19 protein-coding genes, 1 pseudogene and 2 riboswitches are annotated in these 23939 nt (G+C 69.3%); of the genes and pseudogenes, 9 read left to right on the forward strand and 11 right to left on the reverse strand.

The genetic code is table 11. From position 1 onward, the window contains the following. Positions 1-178: 178 nt before the first annotated feature. The 3 genes from ACK4TH_RS09675 to ACK4TH_RS09685 all read right to left on the reverse strand — a co-directional run bounded on the left by ACK4TH_RS09675 (position 179) and on the right by ACK4TH_RS09685 (position 3696). Entirely contained in the window at positions 179-1441 is a 1263-nt protein-coding gene (locus tag ACK4TH_RS09675; protein WP_409625745.1) for a cytochrome P450, read from the reverse strand. Positions 1442-1530: 89 nt separating this feature from the next. Then, on the reverse strand, positions 1531-2367 hold the full coding sequence (locus ACK4TH_RS09680) for an alpha/beta fold hydrolase (RefSeq protein WP_409625698.1): 837 nt from the start codon (positions 2365-2367) through the stop codon (positions 1531-1533). A gap of 18 nt (positions 2368-2385) precedes the next feature. Further along, a complete protein-coding gene (locus ACK4TH_RS09685; protein WP_409625701.1) occupies positions 2386-3696 on the reverse strand; it encodes an O-acetylhomoserine aminocarboxypropyltransferase in 1311 nt (436 codons plus the stop codon). 80 nt (positions 3697-3776) lie between these two features. Between ACK4TH_RS09685 and ACK4TH_RS09690 the strand changes: the two genes are divergently transcribed. The 4 genes from ACK4TH_RS09690 to ACK4TH_RS09705 are packed head-to-tail and all read left to right on the forward strand — an operon-like array spanning position 3777 to position 8268. After that, positions 3777-4259: a CBS domain-containing protein gene (locus ACK4TH_RS09690; protein ID WP_409625704.1), complete on the forward strand. Its 483-nt coding sequence runs from the start codon at positions 3777-3779 to the stop codon at positions 4257-4259. A gap of 3 nt (positions 4260-4262) precedes the next feature. After that, positions 4263-5960, forward strand: a complete 1698-nt coding sequence (locus ACK4TH_RS09695; protein ID WP_409625707.1) for a Na/Pi cotransporter family protein — start codon at positions 4263-4265, stop codon at positions 5958-5960. An 8-nt stretch (positions 5961-5968) separates the two neighbouring features. Beyond that, positions 5969-7084 carry a chorismate synthase gene (gene aroC, locus ACK4TH_RS09700; protein ID WP_409625711.1) on the forward strand — a complete coding sequence of 372 codons (1116 nt, stop codon included), beginning with the start codon at positions 5969-5971 and terminating at the stop codon, positions 7082-7084. Beyond that, positions 7081-8268 carry an MFS transporter gene (locus ACK4TH_RS09705; RefSeq protein ID WP_409625714.1) on the forward strand — a complete coding sequence of 396 codons (1188 nt, stop codon included), beginning with the start codon at positions 7081-7083 and terminating at the stop codon, positions 8266-8268. Before aroC ends, ACK4TH_RS09705 begins: the two co-directional genes overlap by 4 nt. A gap of 61 nt (positions 8269-8329) precedes the next feature. On the opposite strand, the gene ACK4TH_RS09710 is transcribed toward ACK4TH_RS09705, so the two are convergent. Next, entirely contained in the window at positions 8330-8941 is a 612-nt protein-coding gene (locus ACK4TH_RS09710; RefSeq protein ID WP_409625716.1) for an NnrU family protein, read from the reverse strand. A gap of 269 nt (positions 8942-9210) precedes the next feature. Between ACK4TH_RS09710 and katG the strand changes: the two genes are divergently transcribed. Then, positions 9211-11388 (forward strand): catalase/peroxidase HPI, encoded by a 2178-nt coding sequence (gene katG / locus ACK4TH_RS09715; RefSeq protein WP_409625719.1) that lies wholly within the window; start codon positions 9211-9213, stop codon positions 11386-11388. A 30-nt stretch (positions 11389-11418) separates the two neighbouring features. Here katG and ACK4TH_RS09720 read toward each other — a convergent pair whose 3' ends face one another. Continuing rightward, positions 11419-11889, reverse strand: a complete 471-nt coding sequence (locus ACK4TH_RS09720; protein WP_409625722.1) for a GNAT family N-acetyltransferase — start codon at positions 11887-11889, stop codon at positions 11419-11421. Then, positions 11870-12625, reverse strand: coding sequence for an acyl-CoA thioesterase (locus tag ACK4TH_RS09725; protein WP_409625724.1), 756 nt, complete (start codon positions 12623-12625; stop codon positions 11870-11872). The genes ACK4TH_RS09720 and ACK4TH_RS09725 overlap by 20 nt, the downstream gene beginning before the upstream one ends. 146 nt (positions 12626-12771) lie before the next feature. Continuing rightward, positions 12772-12979: riboswitch (cobalamin riboswitch) on the reverse strand. A gap of 88 nt (positions 12980-13067) precedes the next feature. Here ACK4TH_RS09725 and ACK4TH_RS09730 point away from each other — a divergent pair. The 3 genes and pseudogenes from ACK4TH_RS09730 to thiC form a co-directional block, all read left to right on the forward strand. Next, a complete protein-coding gene (locus ACK4TH_RS09730) occupies positions 13068-13421 on the forward strand; it encodes a DUF2946 domain-containing protein (protein WP_409625748.1) in 354 nt (117 codons plus the stop codon). A gap of 110 nt (positions 13422-13531) precedes the next feature. Next, positions 13532-15826, forward strand: a complete 2295-nt coding sequence (locus tag ACK4TH_RS09735) for a TonB-dependent receptor (RefSeq protein ID WP_409625728.1) — start codon at positions 13532-13534, stop codon at positions 15824-15826. A gap of 38 nt (positions 15827-15864) precedes the next feature. Beyond that, positions 15865-15969, forward strand: a riboswitch (TPP riboswitch). Positions 15970-16076: 107 nt separating this feature from the next. After that, a pseudogene (thiC, locus tag ACK4TH_RS09740) lies at positions 16077-17903 on the forward strand (phosphomethylpyrimidine synthase ThiC); the annotation flags it as partial. 11 nt (positions 17904-17914) lie between these two features. Here the strand turns inward: thiC and lexA are convergent. From lexA to ACK4TH_RS09765, 5 genes are all read right to left on the reverse strand, one after another. Beyond that, on the reverse strand, positions 17915-18676 hold the full coding sequence (lexA, locus tag ACK4TH_RS09745) for a transcriptional repressor LexA (protein ID WP_409625731.1): 762 nt from the start codon (positions 18674-18676) through the stop codon (positions 17915-17917). 22 nt (positions 18677-18698) lie between these two features. Next, complete coding sequence (gene ylqF / locus ACK4TH_RS09750) at positions 18699-19676, reverse strand: ribosome biogenesis GTPase YlqF (protein WP_409625734.1); 978 nt, start codon at positions 19674-19676, stop codon at positions 18699-18701. 28 nt (positions 19677-19704) lie between these two features. Further along, entirely contained in the window at positions 19705-20406 is a 702-nt protein-coding gene (locus ACK4TH_RS09755; RefSeq protein ID WP_409625737.1) for an HAD family hydrolase, read from the reverse strand. 95 nt (positions 20407-20501) lie between these two features. Then, positions 20502-20813, reverse strand: a complete 312-nt coding sequence (locus tag ACK4TH_RS09760; RefSeq protein ID WP_409625740.1) for an H-NS family nucleoid-associated regulatory protein — start codon at positions 20811-20813, stop codon at positions 20502-20504. A gap of 50 nt (positions 20814-20863) precedes the next feature. After that, positions 20864-21880, reverse strand: coding sequence for an RluA family pseudouridine synthase (locus ACK4TH_RS09765; protein WP_409625751.1), 1017 nt, complete (start codon positions 21878-21880; stop codon positions 20864-20866). 533 nt (positions 21881-22413) lie between these two features. Between ACK4TH_RS09765 and ACK4TH_RS09770 the strand changes: the two genes are divergently transcribed. After that, positions 22414-23939: ribonuclease E/G (locus tag ACK4TH_RS09770; RefSeq protein ID WP_409625743.1), on the forward strand; the 1526-nt coding region annotated here is incomplete at its 3' end.

Raw genomic sequence — 23939 nt, forward strand, 5'->3', positions numbered from 1 at the left:
GTCCCCTCCGGCGGGGAGGCGACGCCCCCCGATGGCCGACTTTCAGCAAAAGGCGTGCCGGGTGCAGGCGCTTGGCAGGGCGGGGTTGGGGTGGGGGAGCGCGGCGGATCCGCTGGCCGATTCCTCTGTTGGCGCACCGCATTGGTGCGCATGTTGCGGGGCCGGCCACTGCTGGCGCTCAGCCCTCGATGACGAACGGCGCGCGCAGGAAGCCGCGGAAGCGCGCCCGCCCGCCACGCTGCGGCGGCGCGCTGAGCGCGTAGCGCGGAAAGCGCGCGAGGAAACGCCCGATGGCGATCCGGCCCTCCAGCCGCGCCAGGCTCAACCCCGCGCACTGGTGCACGCCGAAGCCGAAGGCCAGATGCCGGTTGTCGGCGCGGGCGAGGTCCAGCCGCTCGGGGTCGGCGAAGACGGCCGGGTCGCGGTTGGCCGCGCCGATGCACAGCGTCACCAGCGCGCCGGCCGGCAGGCGCACGCCGCCCACCTCGGCCTCGCGCAGCGCACGCCGGTTGCCAAGCTGGTTGGACGATTCGAAGCGCAGGAACTCGTCCACCGCGGTGCCGAGGATCGCCTCCTGCGCCTCGGGCTGGTCGCGCGCCTCGTGCAGCCGCGCCAGCAGCCGGGTCTTCTCCTGCGGCCACTCCTGCAGGCACACCAGCGCGTTGCCGATCAGGTTGGTGGTTGTCTCGTGCCCGGCGTTGAGCAGGAAGATGCAGTTGTGCAGCAGCTCGGTCTCGCTCAGGCGCTCGCCGTCGGCCTCGCCCTGGATCAGGCGCGTCAGCACGTCGCGCTGCGGGTCCAGCGGGTGGCGGCGCCGTTGCGCGACCAGCATGCGCAGGTAGTCCAGCATCTCGCGCACGGCGCGCTCGCCGGCGTCCTGCTGCGCCGGGGTCAGCGCCGGCTCCAGCGCCCCCAGGATGGCCAGCGACCAGCCGCGCAGCGGGCCGCGCTCATCGTGCGGCACGCCCAGCAGGTTGCCGATGATCTCCACCGGGATGGCGGCGGCAAAGTCCTCGATCAGGTCCCCGCCGCCGCGCGTCTGCAGCCGGTCCAGCAGCCCGTCGACCAGCCGCACCAGTCCCGGCTCGAGGTCGGCGATGGCGCGGCGCGTCAGTGCTCCCATGATCAGCTTGCGCACGCGCGTGTGCAGCGGCGGGTCGTTGAAGACGAGGCTCGTGGTGTGGTGCGCGTACAGCGGGGAGTCGGTGCCGTACTTCGGCGCGAACTCGACGTGCTTGTCGGAGCTGAAGGTGGCCGCGTCGCGGTAGACCGCGACCAGGTCGGCATGCCGGGTGAGCAACCAGCTGCCGTCGGGCATGGCGCGCACCGGCTCGCGCGCGCGCAGCGCGGCGTAGACGGGGTACGGGTTGGCGAGGAAGTCCGCCGGCAGCCGGCGCAGGTCGAAGTCGGCGGCGATGGCCTCGGCGCGCTCGCGCGTCATCGGCGGCGTGATCGCCTGCGGCGGCACCGGCTGCAACGGCTGCCGCGTGGCCGCGGCGTGGGGCGACGACGGGGCGGCCATGGAGCGCCTCAGGCCGGCTGCGCCTGCAGCGGCCGCAGGAAGGCGCGCAGCGCATCCAGCACGCCGTCCGGCGCCTCGGTCATCAGGGCGTGCCCCGCCGGCAGCCGCACCACCTCCACCGGCACCCCGGCGGCGCGCGCGCCGTCGATCAGCGGCTGCGCGGCCTTGGGCGGCGTCATCTGGTCGCGCGTGCCCAGAATGAACTGCACCGGGCAGGCCAGCCGCTGCGCGGCGGCCTCGCCGTCCTGGTACGTGTCGCAGGCGACGAAGCCGCGGTGGAACACGTTGACGCCCGGGTTGCTGGCCAGCACGCGGCGCATCAGCGCGCGCGAGCCGCCGTAGAGCCACGTGCCGGGCCCGAGCGCCGAGGGCGGCGGTGCCAGCGTCGAGTGGCTGAACACGTTGACCATCGCGATGGCCTTCTCGGGGGCGTTGAGCGAGGCGTCCAGCAGCGCCGGCGACACCCGCATCGGGTAGGCGGTGCCGACCAGCGCCAGCCGCGCGACGCGCTGCGGCGCGTCGGCGGCGGCCTGCAGCGCGATCAGCGAGCCGAAGCTGTGGCCCACCAGCGCGGCACGGTCCACGCCCAGCGCGTCCAGCAGGCCGAGCACCGCGCGCGCGCCGTCGGCGACGCGGGCCGGCGGCTCGCCGCCGCTGCGGCCGTGACCCGGCAGGTCGATCGCCAGCACGTTGAAGCCGTGGTGCGCCAGGTAGCGGCTCTGCAGGATCCAGACGCTGTGGTCGTTGAGCACGCCGTGGATCATCACCACGGTGGGCAGGGCAGGGTCGAAGGGGCGGCCGCCTGTGTAGGCGTAGAGCGGGGCGCCGTGCACGTCGATCAGCATGGTCGGGGCTCCGGGGGTTCAGGCGGCTTTCTCGGCGGCCTTGAAGGCACGCTTCAGATCGTCGATCAGGTCGTCGGGATCCTCCAGCCCGATCGACAGGCGAATCGTGCCGGGCCCGATGCCGGCGGCTGCCAGCGCCTCGTCGCTCATGCGGAAGTGCGTGGTGCTGGCCGGGTGGATGACCAAGCTGCGGCAGTCGCCGACGTTGGCCAGGTGGCTGAAGAGCTTGAGCGCCTCGATGAAGGCGCGGCCCTGCGCGCGGCCGCCCTTGAGTTCGAAGCTGAACACGCTGCCGGCGCCGCGCGGCAGCAGCCGCTGCGCGAGCTGATGGCTCGGATGGTCCGGCCGCAGCGGGTGGCGCACGCGCACCACCAGCGGGTGCGCGGCCAGGAACTCCACCACCCGCTCGGTGTTGGCCATGTGGCGCGCCATGCGCAGCGGCAACGTCTCGATGCCCTGCAGGATCAGCCACGCGGTGTGCGGGCTCATGCAGGCGCCGAAGTCGCGCAGCCCCTCGCGGCGCGCGCGCAAGGAGAAGGCCCCCACCGTCGATTCCTCGCTGAACACCATGCCGTGAAAGCCCGCGTACGGCTCGGTCAGCTCCGCGAAGCGCCCGTCGCGCGCATGCGCGGCGTCCCAGTCGAACGAGCCGCCATCGACCAGCACGCCGCCGATCACGGTGCCGTGGCCGCTCAGGAACTTGGTCGCCGAGTGGTAGACCAGATCCGCGCCGAGCGAAAGCGGCTGGATCAACCACGGCGTCGTCAGCGTCGAATCCACCAGCAGCGGCACGCCGGCGGCGTGCGCGATCTCGGCCACCGCGGGGATGTCCAGCACGTCCAGCCCCGGGTTGCCGACCGTCTCGCCGAAGAGCAGGCGGGTGTTCGGCCGCACCGCGGCGCGCCAGGCGTCCAGGTCGCCCGGCGGCACGAAGGTCGTCTCGATGCCGAAGCGCGGCAGCGTGAAGTGCAGCAGGTTGTGGCTGCCGCCGTAGAGCGCGGCGGAGGCGACGATGTGGCCACCCGCGCCCATCAGCGTGGCGATGGCCAGGTGCAGCGCTGCCTGCCCGCTGGCGGTGGCCACTGCGGCGATGCCACCCTCCAGCGCCGCCACGCGCTGCTCCAGCACCGCCGTGGTCGGGTTGCTGATGCGGCTGTAGACGTGGCCGGCGCGCTCCAGGTTGAACAGCGCGGCGGCGTGATCGGCCGACTCGAAGACGAACGAGGTCGTCAGGTGGATCGGCACCGCGCGCGCGCCGGTGGCGGGGTCGGGGGCGGCGCCGGCGTGCAGTGCCAGCGTGTCGAAGCCGGGATCGGCGTAACCGGGCATGGTGTCTCCTCGTGTTGTGGACTATATTAGCTCGCACAGCGGCCCCCAAGCCGCGCCCTCGAGACAACAGGAGCCCCACCATGAAAGTCCGTGACATTTTGCGCGTCAAAGGCGGCACGCTCTACACGGTATCGCCGGACGAGTCGCTGGCCCGCGCGGTCGAGACGATGGCGCAGTACGACATCGGCTCGCTGGCCGTCATGGAGCACGGCGAACTGGTGGGCATGCTCACCTTTCGCGAGGTCATCGACACCATCGCGCGCAACGGTGGATCGGTGGGCACGGTGACGGTGCGCAGCATCATGGACGACCACCCCATGACCTGCACCCCCGAGACCGAGCTCGACCAGGTGCGCCCGATGATGCTGGAGCGCCACACCCGCTACATGCCGGTGATGGACAACCGTATGCTCATGGGCGTGATCAGTTTCTACGACGTGGCCAAGGCCGTGGTGGAGACGCAGAGCTTCGAGAACAAGATGCTCAAGGCCTACATCCGCGACTGGCCGGAGGAGGAAGACACCGCCCCCGGCGGGCCGGAACAGCAGCCGGTCGAGCGCTGATCCGTGATCGACGATCTGGGCGGTTTGCTCGCCGGCCTGCTCGGCGGCGTGGGCCTGTTCATCATGGGCATGGAGCTCATGACGGACGGCCTGCGGCTGGCCGCCGGGCCCGCGCTGGAGCGCATTCTGACCGCCTCCACCCGTACCCGCTGGCGCGGGCTGGCGGCCGGTGCCCTGGTCACGGCGGTGGTGCAGTCCTCCAGCGCCGTCACGGTGGCCACGATCGGCTTTGTCAATGCGGGGCTGCTCAATCTGGGCCAGGCGCTGTGGGTGCTGTTCGGTGCCAACGTCGGCACCACCATGACTGGGTGGATCGTCGCGGTGCTGGGCTTTGGGCTCAAGATCGACCTGCTGGCGCTGCCCCTGATCGGGCTGGGGGTGGGGTTGCGCGTGACCGGGCATGGCACGCGCCGCGGGGCGCTGGGCACGGCGTGCGCGGGTTTCGGTCTGTTGTTTCTGGGCATCGATGTGCTGCGCGGCGCCTTTGGTGACGTGGCCCAGCATGTGTCGCTGCCGGCCGGCAGCGACTGGCGCGTGGTGCTGAGCCAACTGCTCGCGGGCCTCGTCCTGACGGTGCTGATGCAAAGTTCCAGCGCTGCCCTGACGCTCGCGCTCAGCGCCGCGGGGGCCGGGCTGCTCTCTGCCCACGGGGCGGCCGCCGTGGTCATTGGGGCCAACATCGGCACGTCGGTCAAGGCGGTGCTGGCTGCCCTGGGGGCCACCCCCAACGCCCGCCGCGCTGCCAGCGCGCATGTGTTGTTCAACCTGTTGACGGGGCTGGTGGCGCTGGCCCTGTTGCCCTGGTTGGTGCAGTGGCTGCTGCAGGCCATGCACGCTTTGGGGCTGGACGATTCGCCGGCCTTGACGGTGGCGCTCTTCCACACCGTTTTCAATGTGCTGGGCGTGGCGCTGATGTGGCCGCTGGCAGGACGGCTGACGCGCTGGCTGCAGGCGCGCTTTCGCACCGCCGAGGAGGACGAGTCGCGCCCCCGCTTCCTGGACGCGACCGTACTGGCCGTGCCCGTGCTGGCGCTCGATGCGCTGCGTCGGGAGTTGGGGCGCTTTCGCGGGCTGGCGGCGCGCTCCCTGGGGACGGTATTCGACCTGCCTGCGCTGGCCGGCGGCACGCTGGCGGAGCGCGCCGGCGGCGACGACGCTGCGGTGCGGGCCCGGCTGGCGCGGGCGCGTTCGGTCGCCATGGCCCTGCAGCGCACGGTGGCGGACTTTGTCGTCCGCCTGCAGCGCGCCGAGATGTCCGCCGACAGCGCGGCGCGGCTGCCGGACATGCTGCGCGTGGCCCGCTACGCCGAAGTGGCGGTGGAGCTGGCCGACGAGGCGGCCGAGGCACTGGCCCCCTGGCCCACGCCACCCGACGGCGTGCCGACGCTGGAGCTGGCGGCCTTTCGGCGTCGGTCGGTCGCGTTGCTGGCGTTGCTGGACGACGGCGCGGCCGCTCCGTCGGTCGCTGCGAGCGAGGCCGCGCTGCGCGAGGCCGAGGACGCCTACGCCGTGCTCAAGGCGGCCTTGCTGCGCGCCGGGGCCGAGGGGCGGTTGGCCATCGAGGCGATGGAGGCCTGGTTGCGTGCCAGCAGCGAACTGCGCCGCAGCCTGCAACAACTGGTCAAGGCCGCCGTGGTGTTGCAGCGCGCCGCCGATGCCCCCACCACGGACGACGGTCGGGCGCAGGCGGCTGCGGGATAATCCCAGGCATGAGCGGCAACACCCTGGGCACCCTGTTTCGTGTCACCAACTTTGGCGAATCGCACGGGCCGGCCATCGGCTGCGTCATCGACGGCTGTCCGCCGGGGTTGTCGCTCTCCGAGGCCGACATCCAGCCAGACCTCGACCGGCGCCGACCGGGCAGCAGCAAATTCGTCACCCAGCGGCAGGAGGCGGACCAGGTGCAGATCCTGAGCGGGGTGTACCAGGGACTCACCACGGGTACGCCGATCGCCTTGCTGATTGCCAACACCGATCAGCGCAGCAAGGATTACGGGGATATCGCCCAGACCTTCCGTCCCGGGCATGCGGATTACACCTACTGGCACAAGTACGGCATCCGCGATCCGCGCGGGGGGGGGCGTTCGTCTGCGCGCCTGACCGCGCCCACCGTGGCGGCGGGGGCGGTCGCACGCAAATGGCTGCGCGAGCAGTTCGGTACCGTGGTGCGGGGCGCCCTGGTCCAGATGGGTACGGTGAGTGTACCGTTCGAATCGTGGGACCATGTCGAAGGCAACCCGTTTTTCGCCCCGGTGGCCGATGTGTCGGCGCTGGAGGCGTATCTGACCGAGATTCGCAAGGCCGGTGACTCGGTGGGCGCGCGGCTGCGCGTCGTCGCGCAGCGTGTGCCCGCCGGGCTGGGCGAGCCGATCTACGACCGCCTGGATGCCGACATCGCGCACGCGATGATGGGGCTCAATGCCGTCAAGGGTGTGGAAATCGGCGACGGCTTTGCCAGCGTCGCACAGCGGGGCAGTGAGCACGGGGACGGCATCACCCCCCAGGGCTTTCTGTCCAACCACGCGGGTGGGGTGCTGGGCGGCATCAGCACGGGGCAGGACATCGTCGTCACGCTGGCCATCAAGCCCACCAGCTCCATCCTCGTGCCGCGGCCGTCCATCGACACCGCGGGCGAGCCGACGGAAGTCATCACCAAGGGCCGGCACGACCCCTGCGTCGGCATTCGGGCCGTGCCCATCGTGGAGGCGCTGCTCGCGATCGTCCTGATGGACCATGCGCTGCGCCACCGCGCGCAGTGCGGGGATGTGCGCGTCACCCCCGGGCCGGTCGCGGCCGAGGCCCCAGGCGGCGTCGCCCGTTCATGAGTGGCGGCTCGCCGGCCGACGCCCGGCGCGTGCGCGGGCTGTGGCCCTTCGCGGCCCTCTCGGCGGGCTATTTTGCGCACATCGGTTTTTTCAATCCGTACCTGCCGCTGTGGTTGCAGGAGCTGGGCTATGGCCTGTGGGCCATCGGGCTGCTGACGGCACTGCAGTCGGCGACGCGACTGTTTGCCCCCTACTTGTGGGGGTGGTTGAGCGACCGCAGCGGCGAGCCGGTGCGCTGGCTGCGGGTGTGTGCCGGCGTGTCGCTGCTGCTGTCGCTGGGGCTGTGGTGGCAGCCTGTGCCCGCGTGGCTGCCGTTGGTGTTGCTGTTGCTGTTCACGCACACCAGCGCCATGATGCCGCTGTCCGAGACGGCGCTGGCGCATGCCGTCAGCGCCTCGGGCGGCTTCGACGCGCGCCGCTACGGCCGTGTGCGTCTGTGGGGATCGCTGGGTTTTCTGGTGACGGTGCTGGCGGCGGGCGCGTGGTTCGAGCGCCATGGGCTGTCGAGTTTTCCGTTCTGGGCGAATGCGACACTGGTGCTGGTGGTGGGCGCGGTGTGGGCCATGCCGCGCTGGCGCGACCCCCCGCATGCGCACGATGCCGCAGGCGGGCGCGTCTGGCCGGTGTTGCGCCAGCCTGTCGTGGCGTGGTTTTTCGCCTCCATGTTTTTGCATGTGCTGGCGCATGTCTTCATCTACATCTTCTTCTCGCTCTATCTGGACCGCCTGGGGTATGGCAAGGGCGTGATCGGCGCGCTGTGGGCCACCGCCGTGGGGGTGGAAATCGCTTGGTTCTTTACCCAGGGGCGCTGGCTGCCGAGACTGGCGCTGGGGCAGTGGCTGGTGCTGGCATCGGCCCTGACGGTGGCACGCATGGCGGCAACCGCCTGGGGCGCACACTGGCTGGGCGTGCTGCTGCTGGCGCAAGCGGTGCACGCCATCGGTTTTGCCGCTCACCACACGGTCTGCATCGCCCTCATCAACCGCCACTTTCCGGGGCGGCTGCGCGCGCGGGGGCAGGCCTTGTATTCGTTGATCGGTTACGGCTGCTCCGGGGTCACCGCCGGAGCGCTGGGCGGGTGGATCAGCACCCACCATGGGCTAAGCGCCGTTTTCGTGGCCGGCATGGTCGCCGCGGCGGCGGCCACGGGGGCGGCCGTCGTGGTACGCCGCCTGGGGGACTGACGGCGGCTCAGACGGCGGGACGGACGGCGTTGACATCGCCCCGGCAGCCGTGGAGGCGCGATCAGCCGAAGGGGCGCACGCCGATCAGCACGCCGTGCGCCCAGAACGCGAACACCGCCCAAGCCCCCAGCCCGACGACCACGGTGGCCACCGTGGCCGTCAGCGACGGCCCGCGGCTGGCGGTGACCGTGGCGTCATCCTCGTCGTCGCCCTCGTCGCGGCCGGCGGGCGTGCGGCGCCGCGCCGCGCGGTAATCGAGCACCGCCCACGCCAAAAAGCCGCCAAACAGCAACACGTCGGCCAGCGTGCCGTTGGACAGCAGGTGGGCAAATGCCCAGAGCTTCACGGACAACACCATCGGGTGGCCCAGCCGCGCCTTGATCGCATTGCCCGGGACATAGGCCGCCACCAACAGCACGAAAGCCACCAGCGTCAGCAGCGAAGCGGCGTGGCGCATCCCCAACGGCGGGGTCCACAGCACGTCCGGGGACTGGCGGGCCAAGCCGTAGCCCCAGATGATCAACCCCAGCCCGACGGCGGACATCAGGGAGTAGACCGCCTTCCATGCGCCCAGACCGATGCGGTCGATGGTCTGGTTGCGCCAGTCGTCGGCCACGATGCGCACCGAGTGCACGCCCAAAAACAGGATCAAGCCCAGCACCAGCCACTGCATCGCGCGCCTCCGGTCGGTTGTGGTTCAAAGGGGGACGACCATCATAGCCCCAAGCCAGAGGCGAGGCTCGCACCGCGCTGGCTGGCCCTATCGCGGCGATTGGGAAGAATGACCGCCGCGCGGTGGCAGACCCGATACACTAAAACCCAATCATCAACCAGTTATTCATTGTTTATGTCTATCGGTCGCCGCCACACCGTGCCTCACTCGGCCGTGCATGCATGGCTTGCGGCCCCGATGTCGGCCAACCCGTCTGCAAGGAGATGACCATGAATGCCCCCACCCGCGAAGCCGTCGGCCAATGCCCCGTGATGCACGGCGCCCACACCACCGCCGCAACGTCCAACACGGCCTGGTGGCCGAATGCCCTGAACCTGGACATCCTGCACCAGCACGACACCAAGACCAATCCGCTGCCTGGCTTCAACTACCGGGAGGCCGTGCGCCAGCTCGACGTGGACGCGATCAAACGCGATTTGACGGCCCTGATGACCGACAGCCAGCCGTGGTGGCCCGCCGATTGGGGCCACTATGGCGGGTTGATGATCCGTATGGCCTGGCACGCGGCGGGTTCGTACCGCATCGCGGACGGTCGTGGCGGCGCCAACACCGGCAACCAGCGGTTCGCGCCGCTCAACTCCTGGCCGGACAACGCCAATCTGGACAAGGCGCGCCGGCTGCTGTGGCCGATCAAGAAAAAGTATGGCAACCAGATCAGCTGGGCCGATTTGATGATCCTGGCCGGCAACGTCGCCTACGAATCCATGGGCCTGAAGACCTATGGCTTTGCCTTCGGGCGCGAGGACATTTGGCACCCGGAGAAGGATGTCTACTGGGGCGATGAGAAGGAGTGGCTCGCGCCCAGCGACGCCCGCTACGGCAGTCTGGACGATGCCAGCACCTTGGCCAATCCGCTGGCCGCCGTGCAGATGGGCCTGATCTATGTGAACCCTGAGGGCGTCAATGGCCAGCCGGACCCCCTGCGCACCGCCGCCCAGGTGCGCGAAACCTTCGCCCGCATGGGCATGAACGACGAGGAAACCGTGGCCCTCACCGCCGGCGGGCACACCGTCGGCAAGGCGCACGGCAACGGCAGCGCGGCCAACCTGGGCCCTGCGCCCGAAGGCGCGCCGATCGAAGAGCAGGGCTTGGGCTGGAACAACCACACCACCCGCGGCATCGGTCGCGACACCGTCACCAGCGGTCTGGAAGGGGCCTGGACCACGAACCCCACCCGCTGGGACAACGGCTACTTCAAGCTCCTGCTCGGCTACGAATGGGCGCTCAACAAGAGCCCTGCTGGCGCCTGGCAGTGGGAGCCGATCGGTCTGCGGCCCGAGGATGTGCCGCCGGACGTGGAAGACCCCACCCTGCGCAACCACCGCATCATCATGACCGATGCCGACATGGCGATGAAGGTGGACTCCGTGTACCGCCGCATTTCGGAGCGGTTTGCGGCCGACCAGGCGTATTTCTCCGAGGTGTTTGCCCGTGCCTGGTTCAAGCTCACGCACCGCGACATGGGGCCGCGCACGCGCTACATCGGCCCCGAGGCACCCACCGAAGACCTGATTTGGCAAGACCCCGTGCCCGCGGGGCGCGCCGATTACGACGTGGCCGCCGTGCGCGCCCGGATCGCCGCAGCGGGATTGGGTATCGCCGAGCGGGTGGCCACGGCCTGGGACAGCGCCCGCACCTTCCGCGGATCGGACTTCCGCGGCGGTGCCAACGGCGCGCGCATCCGGCTGGCCCCGCAAAAGGACTGGGCCGGCAACGAGCCCGAGCGACTGGCGCGCGTGCTGCCCATTTATGAGCGCATCGCTGCGGAAACTGGCGCCAGCATCGCCGACGTGATCGTCCTGGCCGGCAGCATGGCGGTGGAAGAGGCCGCCCGCGCCGCCGGCTACCCGGTCGAAGTCCCATTTGCGCCGGGGCGCGGCGACGCCACGCAGGCGCAGACCGACGTCCAGTCGTTTGCGGTGCTGGAGCCGGTGGCCGATGGGTTCCGCAACTGGCTCAAACAGCACTACGCCGTACAGCCGGAGGAGCTGCTGCTCGACCGTGCGCAGCTGATGGGCCTGACCGCGGCCGAGATGACGGTGCTCGTCGGCGGTCTGCGCGTGCTCGGTGCCAACCACGGGGGGGCGTTGCATGGGGTGTTCACCGACCGTGTCGGCGTGCTGAGCAACGACTTCTTCGTGCACCTGACCGATATGGCCTACAGCTGGAAGCCTACGGGGCGCAACAGCTACGCCATCGTGGACCGTGCCACGGGGGCAACCCGCTGGACCGCCACGCGCGTGGACCTGGTGTTTGGCTCCAACGCCGTGTTGCGCGCCTACGCCGAGGTCTATGCCCAGGACGACGGACGCGAGAAGTTCGTGCGCGACTTCGTGGCGGCGTGGGTCAAGGTCATGAACGCCGACCGCTACGACCTGCGGCCCTGACGTGGGCAGCGACGTCAACGGGGATTCTCCTCAGATCCGGCCACCCATTGGGGCGATCAGTCGGAAGCGAGGGGGATCTCCTTGCGTTTGGAGGGTGTATCCCAGTCGCTGGGCCATTCGTACGATGGCGGGGTGACCGTGATGGCACACCACTTGCTGAACCTGCGGCAGATGGCGCAATGCGTCGTCCAAAAGCGCCGTTCCCAGCCCGCGCCACCGCATGGGCTGCGCGACGGATAAGCCCAGCTCCCACACCCCCTCATGTCCAGTGGGGCACAACTGAAGGGCTGCGCAGAGTCCGCCGTCGTGTGCAGCCCACGCCCCCCACCAGAAGTGACCGTTGTGCATGGCTCGATCACACCACCGCACCAAGGCCGTGTCGCTGAGTGCGTGACCAAATCGCGCTCGGCGGTCATCGTCCGACAGGGACAACAGGTGGAGCCGCACCGCCCGTTTGTGCACGGGCAGCAGCATGCGCAGATCAATCGGGCACGGCCACATAGGTCAGCAGCACATCGCAGCAGCGGCGCGGGCGGGCGCCTCGGGCGTCGCTCGCGTCCATCAGCGCCCGCACGGCGACCGAGCGCCGGCCCACACGTTCCACCCGACAGCGCACATCGACGATGTCGCCCACGTGGGCGGGGGCGAGAAAATCCAGCCGATCGGCCCCCGCCATCACCAGCGGCCGTCGCAGCCGCCGAGTCGCCGCCACGAATCCGCCTTTGGCCAGCCACGCCATGGCAGGGCCGCCATGCAACACGCCCCGGTGGTTGACATGGCCAGGAAAGACGATTTCCGCCACATGGGCATCGCAGTCGTCCGCCGCTGTGCCGCAGGCGGCCGGCAACGCGGGGGCGCTGGAGTCATCGTCTTCCCGGCGCACCATCACGAAGTCCGCTTGCAAGCAGGTCCGGCGGCTGGCGAGCAGAAGGTCCTCGCCGATCAGGCCACAGCGCACGGTCACCGAACGCCGGCCCCGGCGGACGATGCGGGCCTGGCACTCCCCCAGATGCCCGCTGGGCAAGGGGGCGCTGAATTGCACCTGCTCCAGCGCCGCGGTCACGACCGCGCCACCCAACTCGCGCGAGGCCAGGATGAAGGCCGTGCGGTCCAGCCATGACAGGGCTGCGCCGCCAAACAGCGTGCCATGGTGATTGCATTGATCGGGCCAGGCCATGTCCACCACCGTCAGCGCGTGGTGGGCATCGGCGTGCGCCGTCCCAGATTCATTGAACATCTTGCGTGCTCCGGTTGTCGTCCCGACGCCGGGGCAAGCCAACCGGACGCCTGCAAACGCACCCACCTGCCCGCGAGGTCGCGGACGACGGGCACGACCGCACAACAGCGTCGCGCCAGGCCTGCTGGGGACACCCCGCCCCGGCACATCCTTGATCGCTGGGCGGCAGGTCTCCTGGCTCTCGGGTCAACGTCGGACAGCAGCCTTCCCAGTCCAGGGGACCAGTGGCAGCGGGGCGTCCAACTCGCCGATCACAGTTGCGGGGGCAGCCACAGCTTCGGCCGTTTCGGCCGTTCTGTCGTTCCCTTTTCATCCCGACCGTCCATGTCGGGAACCGCTCAGCCATCCAAAGTGTAAGCGATGGCCGATCGGCATCGGCCCCATGGATCGGCGATTCCGTTGCATACAATCGTCGCCGATGAAACGCGCCACGGTCACCACCATGCATCGCCGGTTGGCATGGTTGGCGCTGTGGATCGTTGTTTGGAGCAGCCTGGCGCCGGGCATCGCGCAAATCGCCATGCGCGCATCGAATGCCGTTGGACCCGGCATCGAGATCTGCACCAGCACCGGTATCGTGCAATGGGGCGGTGCCCCATCCAATTCCGATCCGGCCGCGGCCGCATCGCCCCAGTGCGATTGGTGCCGGCTGGATGGTCATTGGGCGTTGCCATGCCAAGGCGTGGATACGCCCCTGCTGCCCCCATCCCCCATCGGTTTGGGGATCGAGCGGGACATCGGATCGTGGCCATCGGGGCGTTGGGAGCGCCCCGCCGTTCGCGGACCCCCGCGTTGACCGACGCGTGCCCTTGCTGGGTGCGCTTTTTTTCGACAGTCAACCCGGTCCATTAAGCGGAGCGGGCGGCTCGGCGCCGCCAGTCCCGCCGTTCTCGAACGATTCGTAACATGGCTTATTCTTCCCATTCTTTGACGATTCATCCAGGTCGCTGGCGCCGCCATGCCGTGGCAGCCGCCGCAGTGCTGGCCACGCAAGTGCCCACCGCATGGGCCCAGACACCGGCCGCGGTACCCGCGTTGCCCGATGTCCAGGTCCGCGCCGATCGCGAGACCGTTCTGCCCAGCCCGGCGCGGGTGCCGGGTGCAGCCGCCGGCGGTTCCCGCGCCGCCGGTTTCGATATCAGCGAGCTGCTGGCCGACGTGCCCGGCGCTTACACCTACGAGGCGGGCGGTGTGTCGCGCCTGCCGGTCATCCGCGGGCTAGCGGACGAGCGTCTGCGTCTGCAAATCGACGGCATGGACCTGTATGCGGCCTGCCCCAACCACATGAATACGCCGCTGTCGTACCTGGACCCCGGCCAGGTCGAGCGCGTGCGGGTCTGGGCTGGCATTGCGCCGGTGTCGGCCGGCGGGGATGCCATCGGCGGCGTGGTGGCGGCCGAAACCCCGGCCCCTACCTTTGCCGCGCCGGGCCAGACCGACACCCGTGGCGAAGTCGGCGTGAGCGCCCGCAGCAACGGCCACGCCTGGGGCTTGCGGCTGGGTGCCGAGCATGCCACCGACACCTGGCACCTGAGCTACCGTTTTGCCACCGCGGAGGCCGACAACTACCGTGCCGGCGGGGTGTTCAAGGGCTACGACTTCACCGGCCGCGCGGGCCATACCTTGCCGCGCGACGAAGTCGGCTCCAGCGCCTACCGCACGCGCAATCATTTGCTGGGGGCGGCGCTGCAGGACGGCGCCCACCTGTGGGAGGCCAAGCTCTACGTCCAGGACATGCCCTATCAGCTCTACCCCAACCAGCGCATGGACTTGCTCGGCAACGACAGCACCAAGCTGAACCTGCGCTACCAGGGCCGCACCGAATGGGGCCGGCTGCAGGCCAGCCTGTGGCACGAGAAGGTCGAGCATGTGATGGACTTTGGCCCGGACAAGCGGTACTGGTACGGCATGGCCTCTGGCGGCGGCAGCAGCGTCAACGGCAACCCGTGCAACCCGATCGGCCCGAGCTGTGCGGCCGGCATGCCCATGCTGACCGACAGCACCACCACGGGCGCCAAGGCGCAGGCCGAGTGGGCGCTGGACGGTGACGCGACCTTGCGCACCGGGGCGGAACTGCACCGCTTCCGTTTGGACGACTACTGGCCGCCCTCGGGTGCGGGCATGTGGCCGGGCACTTTCTGGAACATCCGTGATGGCCAGCGTGACCGCGCGGCGCTCTACGCCGAATACCAATGGACTCCCGCGCCGCTGTGGACGGCCCAGGCGGGCTGGCGCGTCGAGCGCGTGCGCACGGATGCCGGCCCGGCGGCAGGCTACAACCCCAGCGGCGGTGGCAACCAAGGGGCCGAGGCGGCCGCCTTCAACGCCCGGGATCGCCAACGACGCTTCACCACCCATGACTTGGCACTGACCGCTCGCCACACGCCGCGGCCGACGTTCGAACTGGAGTTCGGGCTGGCGCACAAAGAACGCGCCCCCGGCTTGTACGAGTTGTATCCGTGGTCCAGCTGGCAGATGGCAGCGCTGATGAACAATTTCGTCGGCGATGGCAATGGCTATGTCGGTAATCCCGACTTGCGCAAAGAGCGCGCCAACACCCTGTCGGCCAGTGCGGATTGGCACGCGGAAGACCGATCGTGGGCCTTGCGGGTGGCGCCCCACTTGACCCAGGTGGAGGACTTCATCGACGCCGCGCGCCTGCCCAATCAAGTGGGCAACCAGCGCTTCGTGCTGCTGCGCTACGCCAATGTGTCGGCGCGGCTGTATGGCGTGGATCTGTCGGGTCATGCCACTCTGGCGCGCAACGATGCGGGCCAATGGGGCGTGCGCGGGCAGTTGAGCTATCTCAAGGGCCGCAACCGCAGCACTGGCGATGGGCTCTACCAGGTGTTGCCGCTCAACGCCCGTGTCAGCGTGACGCACCGCGCCGGTGCCTGGGACAGTGCGGTGGAACTGGTCGCGGTCCGGGCCAAGACCGACGTGTCCCAAGTGCGCAACGAGGTCCGCACCCCGGGCTTCGCTCTGCTGAACGTGCGCACGGCGTACCGCCTGGGCCGCGGCAAGCTGGAACTGGGCATCGACAACCTCTTTGACCGCCTGTACAACCTGCCCACCGGCGGGGCGTATTTGGGGCAGGGCACCACGATGACCAACCCCACCCCGCCGAATGTGCCGCAGTGGGGCACGGCGGTGCCCGGGCCGGGGCGTACGGTTTGGGTGACCTATCAACAGACGTTCTGACCGCGGCCGGGTCGGTGTCCACACCCCGATAGAATCGGGCGCATGCTCCGGGGTGTCCACGTGGTGTGGGCTGAGATGGCGCGAGCCGAACCCGCGAACTTGATCCGGTTCATACCGGCGAAAGAAGAGCTGTTGGCCCGACGGGCGGTTGGGGTGAACACCCTGGCCGCCCGTTTCCTCGGGCGCGGTCTGCCGCCCAGGCGGACGCCCTTCGGAGCATGTTCATCCACCCTCCGAAGGAGACCACCCCGTGAACGCCCCTGCCGACCGCTTTCTGGCCACCCAGGCCCAAGTGGACCAAGCGGCCATCCAGCCGCTGCCCCGATCGCGCAAGATCTATGTGGAGGGCTCGCGCCCGGACATCCGCGTGCCCATGCGCGAAATCCAGCAAAGCGACACGCCCGCCGCGTTTGGCGCCGAGCCCAACCCCCCCGTCTTCGTGTACGACACCTCGGGGCCATACACCGACCCGGCCGCCCGCATCGACATTCGCCATGGGCTGCCCGCGTTGCGCCAGCGCTGGATCGAGGCGCGCCAGGACACGGAGGTCCTGCCGGACCTGAGCAGCGCCTACGGACGCGCCCGTGCCGCCGACCCCGGGCTCGACGCACTGCGCTTTCCCGGGCTGCAGCGCCAGCCGCGCCGCGCCAAGGCGGGCGCCAATGTCACCCAGATGCACTACGCGCGACGCGGCCTCATCACGCCGGAGATGGAGTTCATCGCCATCCGCGAAAACCTGCGTCGGCGCGAATACCTCGAATCGCTGCAGGCCGCCGGCCCCACGGGGCGCAAGATGGCCGCCATGATCGGGCGCCAGCACCCCGGCCAAAGCTTCGGTGCCCGCATTCCCGCCGAAATCACCCCCGAGTTCGTGCGCGATGAAGTGGCCCGCGGCCGCGCCATCATCCCCGCCAACATCAACCACCCGGAAAGCGAGCCGATGATCATCGGCCGCAACTTCCTGGTCAAGGTCAATGCCAACATCGGCAACAGCGCCGTCACCTCGTCCATTCAGGAGGAGGTGGACAAGCTCACCTGGGCCATCCGCTGGGGGGCCGACACGGTGATGGACCTGTCCACCGGCAAGCACATCCACGAGACGCGCGAGTGGATCATCCGCAACTCGCCCGTGCCCATCGGCACCGTGCCCATCTATCAAGCGCTGGAAAAGGTCCACGGCAAGGCCGAGGAGCTGACGTGGGACATCTTCCGCGACACGCTGATCGAGCAGGCCGAGCAGGGCGTGGACTACTTCACCATCCACGCCGGGGTGCTGCTGCGCTACGTGCCGCTGACCGCCGAGCGCATGACCGGCATCGTCAGCCGGGGTGGCTCCATCATGGCCAAATGGTGCTTGGCCCACCATCAGGAGAACTTCCTCTACACCCACTTCGAGGAGATCTGCGAGATCATGAAGGCCTACGACGTGGCCTTCAGCCTGGGCGATGGCCTGCGCCCCGGCTCCATCTACGACGCCAACGACGCCGCCCAACTGGCCGAGCTGCGCACCCTGGGCGAGCTGACGCAAATCGCGTGGAAGCACGACGTGCAGGTGATGGTCGAAGGCCCCGGCCACGTGCCGCTGCACCTGATCAAAGAGAACATGGACCTGCAGCTGGCGCAGTGCCACGAAGCGCCCTTTTACACCCTGGGGCCGCTGACCACCGATATCGCCCCGGGCTACGACCACATCACCAGCGGCATTGGCGCCGCCACCATCGGCTGGTACGGCACCGCCATGCTGTGCTACGTCACGCCCAAGGAGCACCTGGGCCTGCCCAACAAGCAGGACGTCAAAGAAGGCATCATCACCTACAAGCTCGCCGCCCACGCCGCCGACCTGGCCAAGGGCCACCCGGGCGCGCAGATCCGCGACAACGCGTTGTCCAAGGCGCGCTTCGAGTTCCGCTGGGAAGACCAGTTCAACCTCGGGCTGGACCCGGACAAGGCACGCGAATTCCATGACGAGACGCTGCCCAAGGACTCGGCCAAGGTGGCGCACTTCTGTTCCATGTGCGGGCCGCGCTTTTGCAGCATGAAGATCACGCAGGACGTGCGCGACTTCGCTGCTGGGCAGCCGCCCGGCAATCAATCCCAGCCTTGAGGGCGCAGCAGTCCCACGACCACGCCTTCGATGGCAAACGCATCGCCCGGGCGCACGAGGATGTCGGCCACCTCCGGGTTGGCGGCCTGCAATCGCCAGTATGCGCCCTCGCGCTGCAAGCGCTTGACCGTGACCTCGTCCCCCAGCCGGGCCACCACGGTCTGGCCGGGGCGGGCCTCGCGCACGGCCTGCACGGCCAGCAGATCCCCGTCGTGGATGCCGGCGTCGCGCATGGACCAGCCGCGCACGCGCAGCAGGTAGTCGGGGCGGCGGGCAAACCAGCGCGCGTCGGCGGGGTAGGTGGCCTCGACGTGCGCTTGCGCCAGGATGGGTGAGCCGGCCGCCACCCGCCCGATCAGGGGCAAGTGGAGCAGGGTGCTCTCACCGGTGTTCCAGGGCGATACGAGGGATGCGGCGGGTGCCCCCGCGTCGCCATCGGCGGGCGCCGGGATTCCGGGCGCCACCGCAGCGCCCAGCACGCGTATGCCCCGGGCACTGCCGTCGAGCAGCTGCACCGCGCCTTTGCGCGCCAGTGCCCGCAGATGCGCCTCGGCCGCATTGGGCGATCGAAAGCCGAAGGCGTGTGCGATCTCGGCCCGCGTCGGGGGCACGCCGCGATCGCGCACATGGCCGGCGATGAAATCGAGCACCTCGCGCTGCCGGGGCGTCAGGCCATCCGCCGGATCGTGCGCAGCGGCGGCCCGAGCAGATCCTGTCCGCGGGGGCTGAGAGGGCTGCGACTGCATGACCGCGGACTGTAGCAGCGCCTCACGGGTTTGTGTCGGCGTCGGGGTGATGTCGTGCAACCTCGGGCCCCGTCCGGTTGCGCGGGGCGCGGCGGGCCTGGCGTTGCGCCTGGAGCTGCGCTTCGGCCGCCCGCGCCGCGTCCAGCCAAGCGGCAAACGTTTGCGGCGTTTCCAGCGTGATGCGGCCGATGGCCCCGGCGCGAAAATCCGCCAGGACCGCTTCGCCTGCCTTGTGGGGATCGATGCGCCCCCCGGGCAGCAACGCGCCGCGCTTGCGCCCAATCGCGGCGAGCAGCTCGTGGTCGGGCAGCGCGGCGATGGTTGCCGGCGCCAGCCCCAGGCGATAGCGGGCCTCCAGCAGCGCCGGGTAATCGGCTTGCAACGCCCGCAGCAGGGCCAGCGCGACGGCTTCCTCGTCGAAGGCATTGCGCCCGACGGCGCCACTGGCGGCCAGCCGGTCCCCACTTTCCGGCACGATGATCTTGGGCCACAGCAGGCCCGGCGTGTCGTACAGATACACGTCGTCGGCCAGCACGACGCGCTGCTCCTGCCGGGTGACGCCGGGCTCATCTGCCGCTTTGGCGGCGCGTTTGCCCAGCAGGGTGTTGAGCAGGGTGGACTTGCCCACGTTGGGAATACCGGCGATCAGCACCCGCAGCGGCTTGACCATGCCGCCGCGGTGCGGTGCCAGCCGACGGCATTCGGCCACCAGGGTTCGTGCCGGCCCCGGCGTGTGGGCATGCAAGGCGATCGCACGGGTGCGGGGTTGCGCGTTGTAGTGGGCCAGCCACTGGGCTGTGCGCGCCGGGTCGGCCAGGTCTTCCTTGTTCAGCACCTTCAGCGTGGGCCGATCGCCGATCAGTTGCGCCAGCAGTGGATTGGCGCTCGATCCCGGCAGTCGGGCGTCCAGCAGTTCGATGACCACGTCCGTGGTCTTGAGTCGCTCGCGCAACGCCTTTTGGGTGGCGTGCATATGACCGGGAAACCACTGGACACTCACGGGCAGGCTCCTGAACGGGGGCGGACGGTCAGGCGTGCGCGCGCAGCCAGGCATGCAGGTCGGCCACGGTGTGGGCCACGAACGCTGGCTGTAGCGAGCGCAGGTCCTCGTGCGCGTGGGCGCCGTAGGTGACGGCGACCGCCGCGCAGCCGGCGTTGCGCGCCATCTGCAGGTCGTGCGTGGTGTCGCCGATCATCAGGGTGCGCTCGGGCGGCACGTCAAACTCGGCCATCAGTTCGAGCAGCATTTGCGGGTCGGGTTTGCCGGCCGTCTCGTCGGCGGTGCGGGAGGCATCGAAGACCCCGTGCAGCGCCACCGTCTGCAAGGCGACGTCCAGTCCGCGGCGGCTTTTGCCCGTGGCCACGGCCAGTCGGTGACCGCGGCCGCGCAGATCGGTCAGCAGCGGCAGCACCCCGTCGAACAGGGTGACCTCGTGCTGGCGCGCAAACCAGTGGTGGCGGTAACGCTCCACCAGCAGCGGCTGGCGCTCGGGCGGCACATCCGGCGCGGCGTGGGCCAAGGCCTGGGCCAAGCCCATACCGATCACCCAGGCGGCGCGCTCGCGCGATGGCACCCGCCCGCCGACGTCACGCACCGCGTCCTGGATGCAGCCGACGATCAGCGCGGTGGAATCGAACAACGTACCGTCCCAGTCGAAGGCGATCAGGTCGTAACGCCGGGGACGGTCGGTGGCAAAAGAAACGGCAACGGAGGCAGTCGAATCGGTCACGGCGGGCCCAAAAATGGCAACGGCCCCGAATCCGGGGCGCCAAAATGACAAAAGGCGCATGACAGGCGCCTTTTGCCGTCCCGGAATCAGAGGGCTTATGCGATGCGGAAGTTCTCGATGTTGCCGCCGGCCGCCAGGATGTTGCGCACCCATTCCGGCTTGCGGCCCGGGCCGCCGGACCAGAGTTCACCGTTGGGGCCGCGGTATTTGGGCTCGGCCTTCGAGCGGCCGGCCTTGGCCTTGCCGCCGCGCGTGCCGGTGGTGGCCAATTCTTCGGCCGTGATGCCGTATTCGGCCATGCGAGCGCGGATCTCGGCGATCACGCCGGCGCGCTCTTGCTTGCGCAATTGCTCGGCCTGGGCCAGAAGGGCTTCGGCTTGCGCTTTCAGTTCTGCATAGGTTGCCATGAGCGTTCCCCAACGGTATGAACAAAACGGATCGGACGGCCCGATTGTAATCAAAAAAATCGCCGTACGTCGCCCCAATCGCGCAATTCGGGTGGCAATGGTGCGTCCAATTGCAATTCCTGCTCCGTCACCGGATGCCGTATCGTCAGCCGCCAGGCGTGCAGAAACATCCGCTTGAGCCCCTGGCGTGTCAACAGCCGGTTCCATTCGAAATCGCCGTACTTGTCGTCGCCGGCGATGGGGTGGCCGGCGTGGGCCAGATGCACCCGAATCTGATGGGTGCGGCCGGTTTTGATGGTCACGGCCAGCAGCGTCATGCGCGGGGCGTCTGCCGGCGCGCCGGGCGGGGGATGGACGCCCCCGAGCACCCGCACCAGCGAAATCGAACGCTGGCCCAGGGGGTCGCGCGCATCGGTGACGCGCACGCGCCGCTCGCCGTCGGGCAGCAGGTATTTGTGCAGGGGGAGGTCGATCACTTTGCGCGCAGCGGGCCACTCGCCGCGCACCAGTGCCAAATAGGTTTTGCCCGTGCTGCGCTCGCGAAACTGCTCTTGCAGGCGCTTGAGCGCGCTGCGCCGCTTGGCCACGAGCAGCACGCCGCTGGTTTCGCGATCCAGCCGGTGCACCAGCTCCAACAGCGCCGCGGCGGGCCGCGCCCGGCGCAGTTGCTCGATCACACCGGACGACACGCCGCTGCCGCCGTGCACGGCCACACCGGCAGGCTTGTCGATCGCCAGCAGCCACTCGTCCTCGTAAAGCACGGGGAACTCCCGCGCGGGCACGGATGCCGGTGCAGCGCCGATCACCCGCTCGGGCAGCCGCACCGGTGGCAGTCGCACATCGTCGCCCGCCTGCAGTCGGGTGTCGGCGCGGGCGCGCGCCTTGTTGACCCGGACCTCGCCGCTGCGGATGATGCGGTAGATCAGCGTTTTGGGCGCACCTTTGAGTTCGCGCAGCAAAAAGTTGTCGAGCCGCTGGTCGGCGGACTCGGCATCGACGGTGAGGTGACGGACAGCGGCATTGGACATGGGCAAACAGCGACCCGCCCCCAGCACATCGCACGCCATGCGGTCCACGCCTATAATCCCAGCGTCTGTCCGTGCGCCGAAAAAGGATCGGGTCGCCGCGAAGTGTACGGCACGCCGGTCGCTGCAGAGCGCAGGCAGACATATTCTTGCCGAACCCTGGGCGGGGCGGCGCGTCCGGGTCAGGTCCGTCGTGTTTGGGCCGCCCGTACCCGGATGGTTGCGCCTCGCTCCGGTAGAACCGACGTTCATTCAGTCAGCGAACCCGATACGGAATACCCCCAACGTGCAGCCTGCGGCCAACCCAAATCGCGGTGTGGCAGGCTGCACGAGGATTCAGTGACCACCGAGACGCCCGCCTTCCCGTGTTGCACAACGGTCCGTCGTCCCTGTTCACCGTGATCCACGCGCCCATGCCCGGGAGCGCGTGACCCCCTGCCCGGCGCACGCCGGGCAGGGCTCTGCGCATCCCAGAGGCTCTCCGGCAATTCCTCCCCGTTCGCTCGACCGGTCCGCGGTTCGCGGCATCCGCGCCCATCGAGGGCGCTTGTACGACCGAGTCTGAGGAACGCACCATGAAACGCATGCTGATCAACGCCACGCAGGCCGAGGAGCGCCGGCTGGCGATCGTCGATGGGCAAAAACTGCTCGACTACGAAGTCGAGATTGAGGGGCGCGAGCAGCGCAAGGGCAACATCTACAAGGCCGTGGTGACGCGCGTGGAGCCGTCGCTGGAGGCCTGCTTCGTCGATTACGGCGAGGACCGTCACGGCTTTTTGCCGTTCAAGGAAATCTCCAAGCAGTACTTTCAGGGCAACGTGCCGCCGTCGCAGGCGCGCATCCAGGACGTCATCAAGGAAGGCCAGGAACTGCTGGTCCAGGTGGAAAAGGAAGAGCGCGGCAACAAGGGCGCGGCGCTGACCACCTTCATCAGCCTGGCGGGCCGCTACGTCGTGCTGATGCCCAACAACCCGCGCGGCGGCGGCGTCAGCCGGCGCATCGAGGGCGAGGACCGCGCCGAATTGAAGGCGACGCTGGACAAGCTGGAATATCCGAACGGCATGTCCATCATTGCGCGCACCGCCGGCATCGGGCGCGAGGCCGCCGAGCTGCAGTGGGACCTCAATTACCTGCTCAAGCTGTGGAACGCGATCGAAGGCGCGGCCAAGGCGCTGTCCAAGCCGGAGCTGATCTACCAGGAATCGACGCTGGTCATCCGCGCGATCCGCGACTATTTCAACAGCGACATCGGCGAGATCCTGATCGACACCGACGACATCTACGAGCAGGCGCGCGGCTTCATGTCGCACGTGATGCCTGAGTACGTCAACCGCGTCAAGCGCTACCGCGACAACGCGCCGCTGTTCTCGCGCTTCCAGATCGAACACCAGATCGAGACCGCCTACAGCCGCACGGTGACGCTGCCCTCGGGCGGCGCGATCGTGATCGACCAGACCGAGGCGCTGGTGGCCATCGACGTCAACTCGGCGCGCGCCATCAAGGGCGGTGACATCGAAGAGACCGCGCTGCGCACCAACCTGGAGGCCGCCGACGAGGTGGCGCGCCAGGCGCGGCTGCGCGACCTCGGCGGGCTGATCGTGATCGATTTCATCGACATGGAGGAGAGCAAGAACCGCCGCGAGGTCGAAAACCGCCTGCGCGAGGCGCTCAAGCAGGACCGCGCGCGCGTGCAGTTTGCGCCGATCAGCAAGTTCGGCCTGCTGGAGATGAGCCGCCAGCGGCTGCGCCCGACGCTGTCGGAAGGCGCCTCCATCCCCTGCCCGCGCTGCGGCGGCTCCGGCCACATCCGCGACACCGAGTCGTCGGCGCTGCAGATCCTGCGCGTGATCCAGGAGGAGTCGCTCAAGGACAACACCGCCGCCGTGCTGGTGCAGGTGCCGGTGGACGTGGCCAGTTTCCTGCTCAACGAAAAGCGCGTCGAGATCACCAAGATCGAACTCAAGCAGCGCATCAGCGTGCTGCTGGTGCCGAACAAGTCGCTGGAGACGCCGAACTACAAGCTCGAGCGCTTGAAGCACGACGACCCGCGCCTGGACAACCTGGACGCCAGCTACAAGCTGGCCGACATCGTCGAGGACGT

Origin of the sequence: Tepidimonas sp. (genome assembly GCF_046292505.1) — a bacterium.
Taxonomy (GTDB): Bacteria; Pseudomonadota; Gammaproteobacteria; order Burkholderiales; family Burkholderiaceae_C; genus Tepidimonas.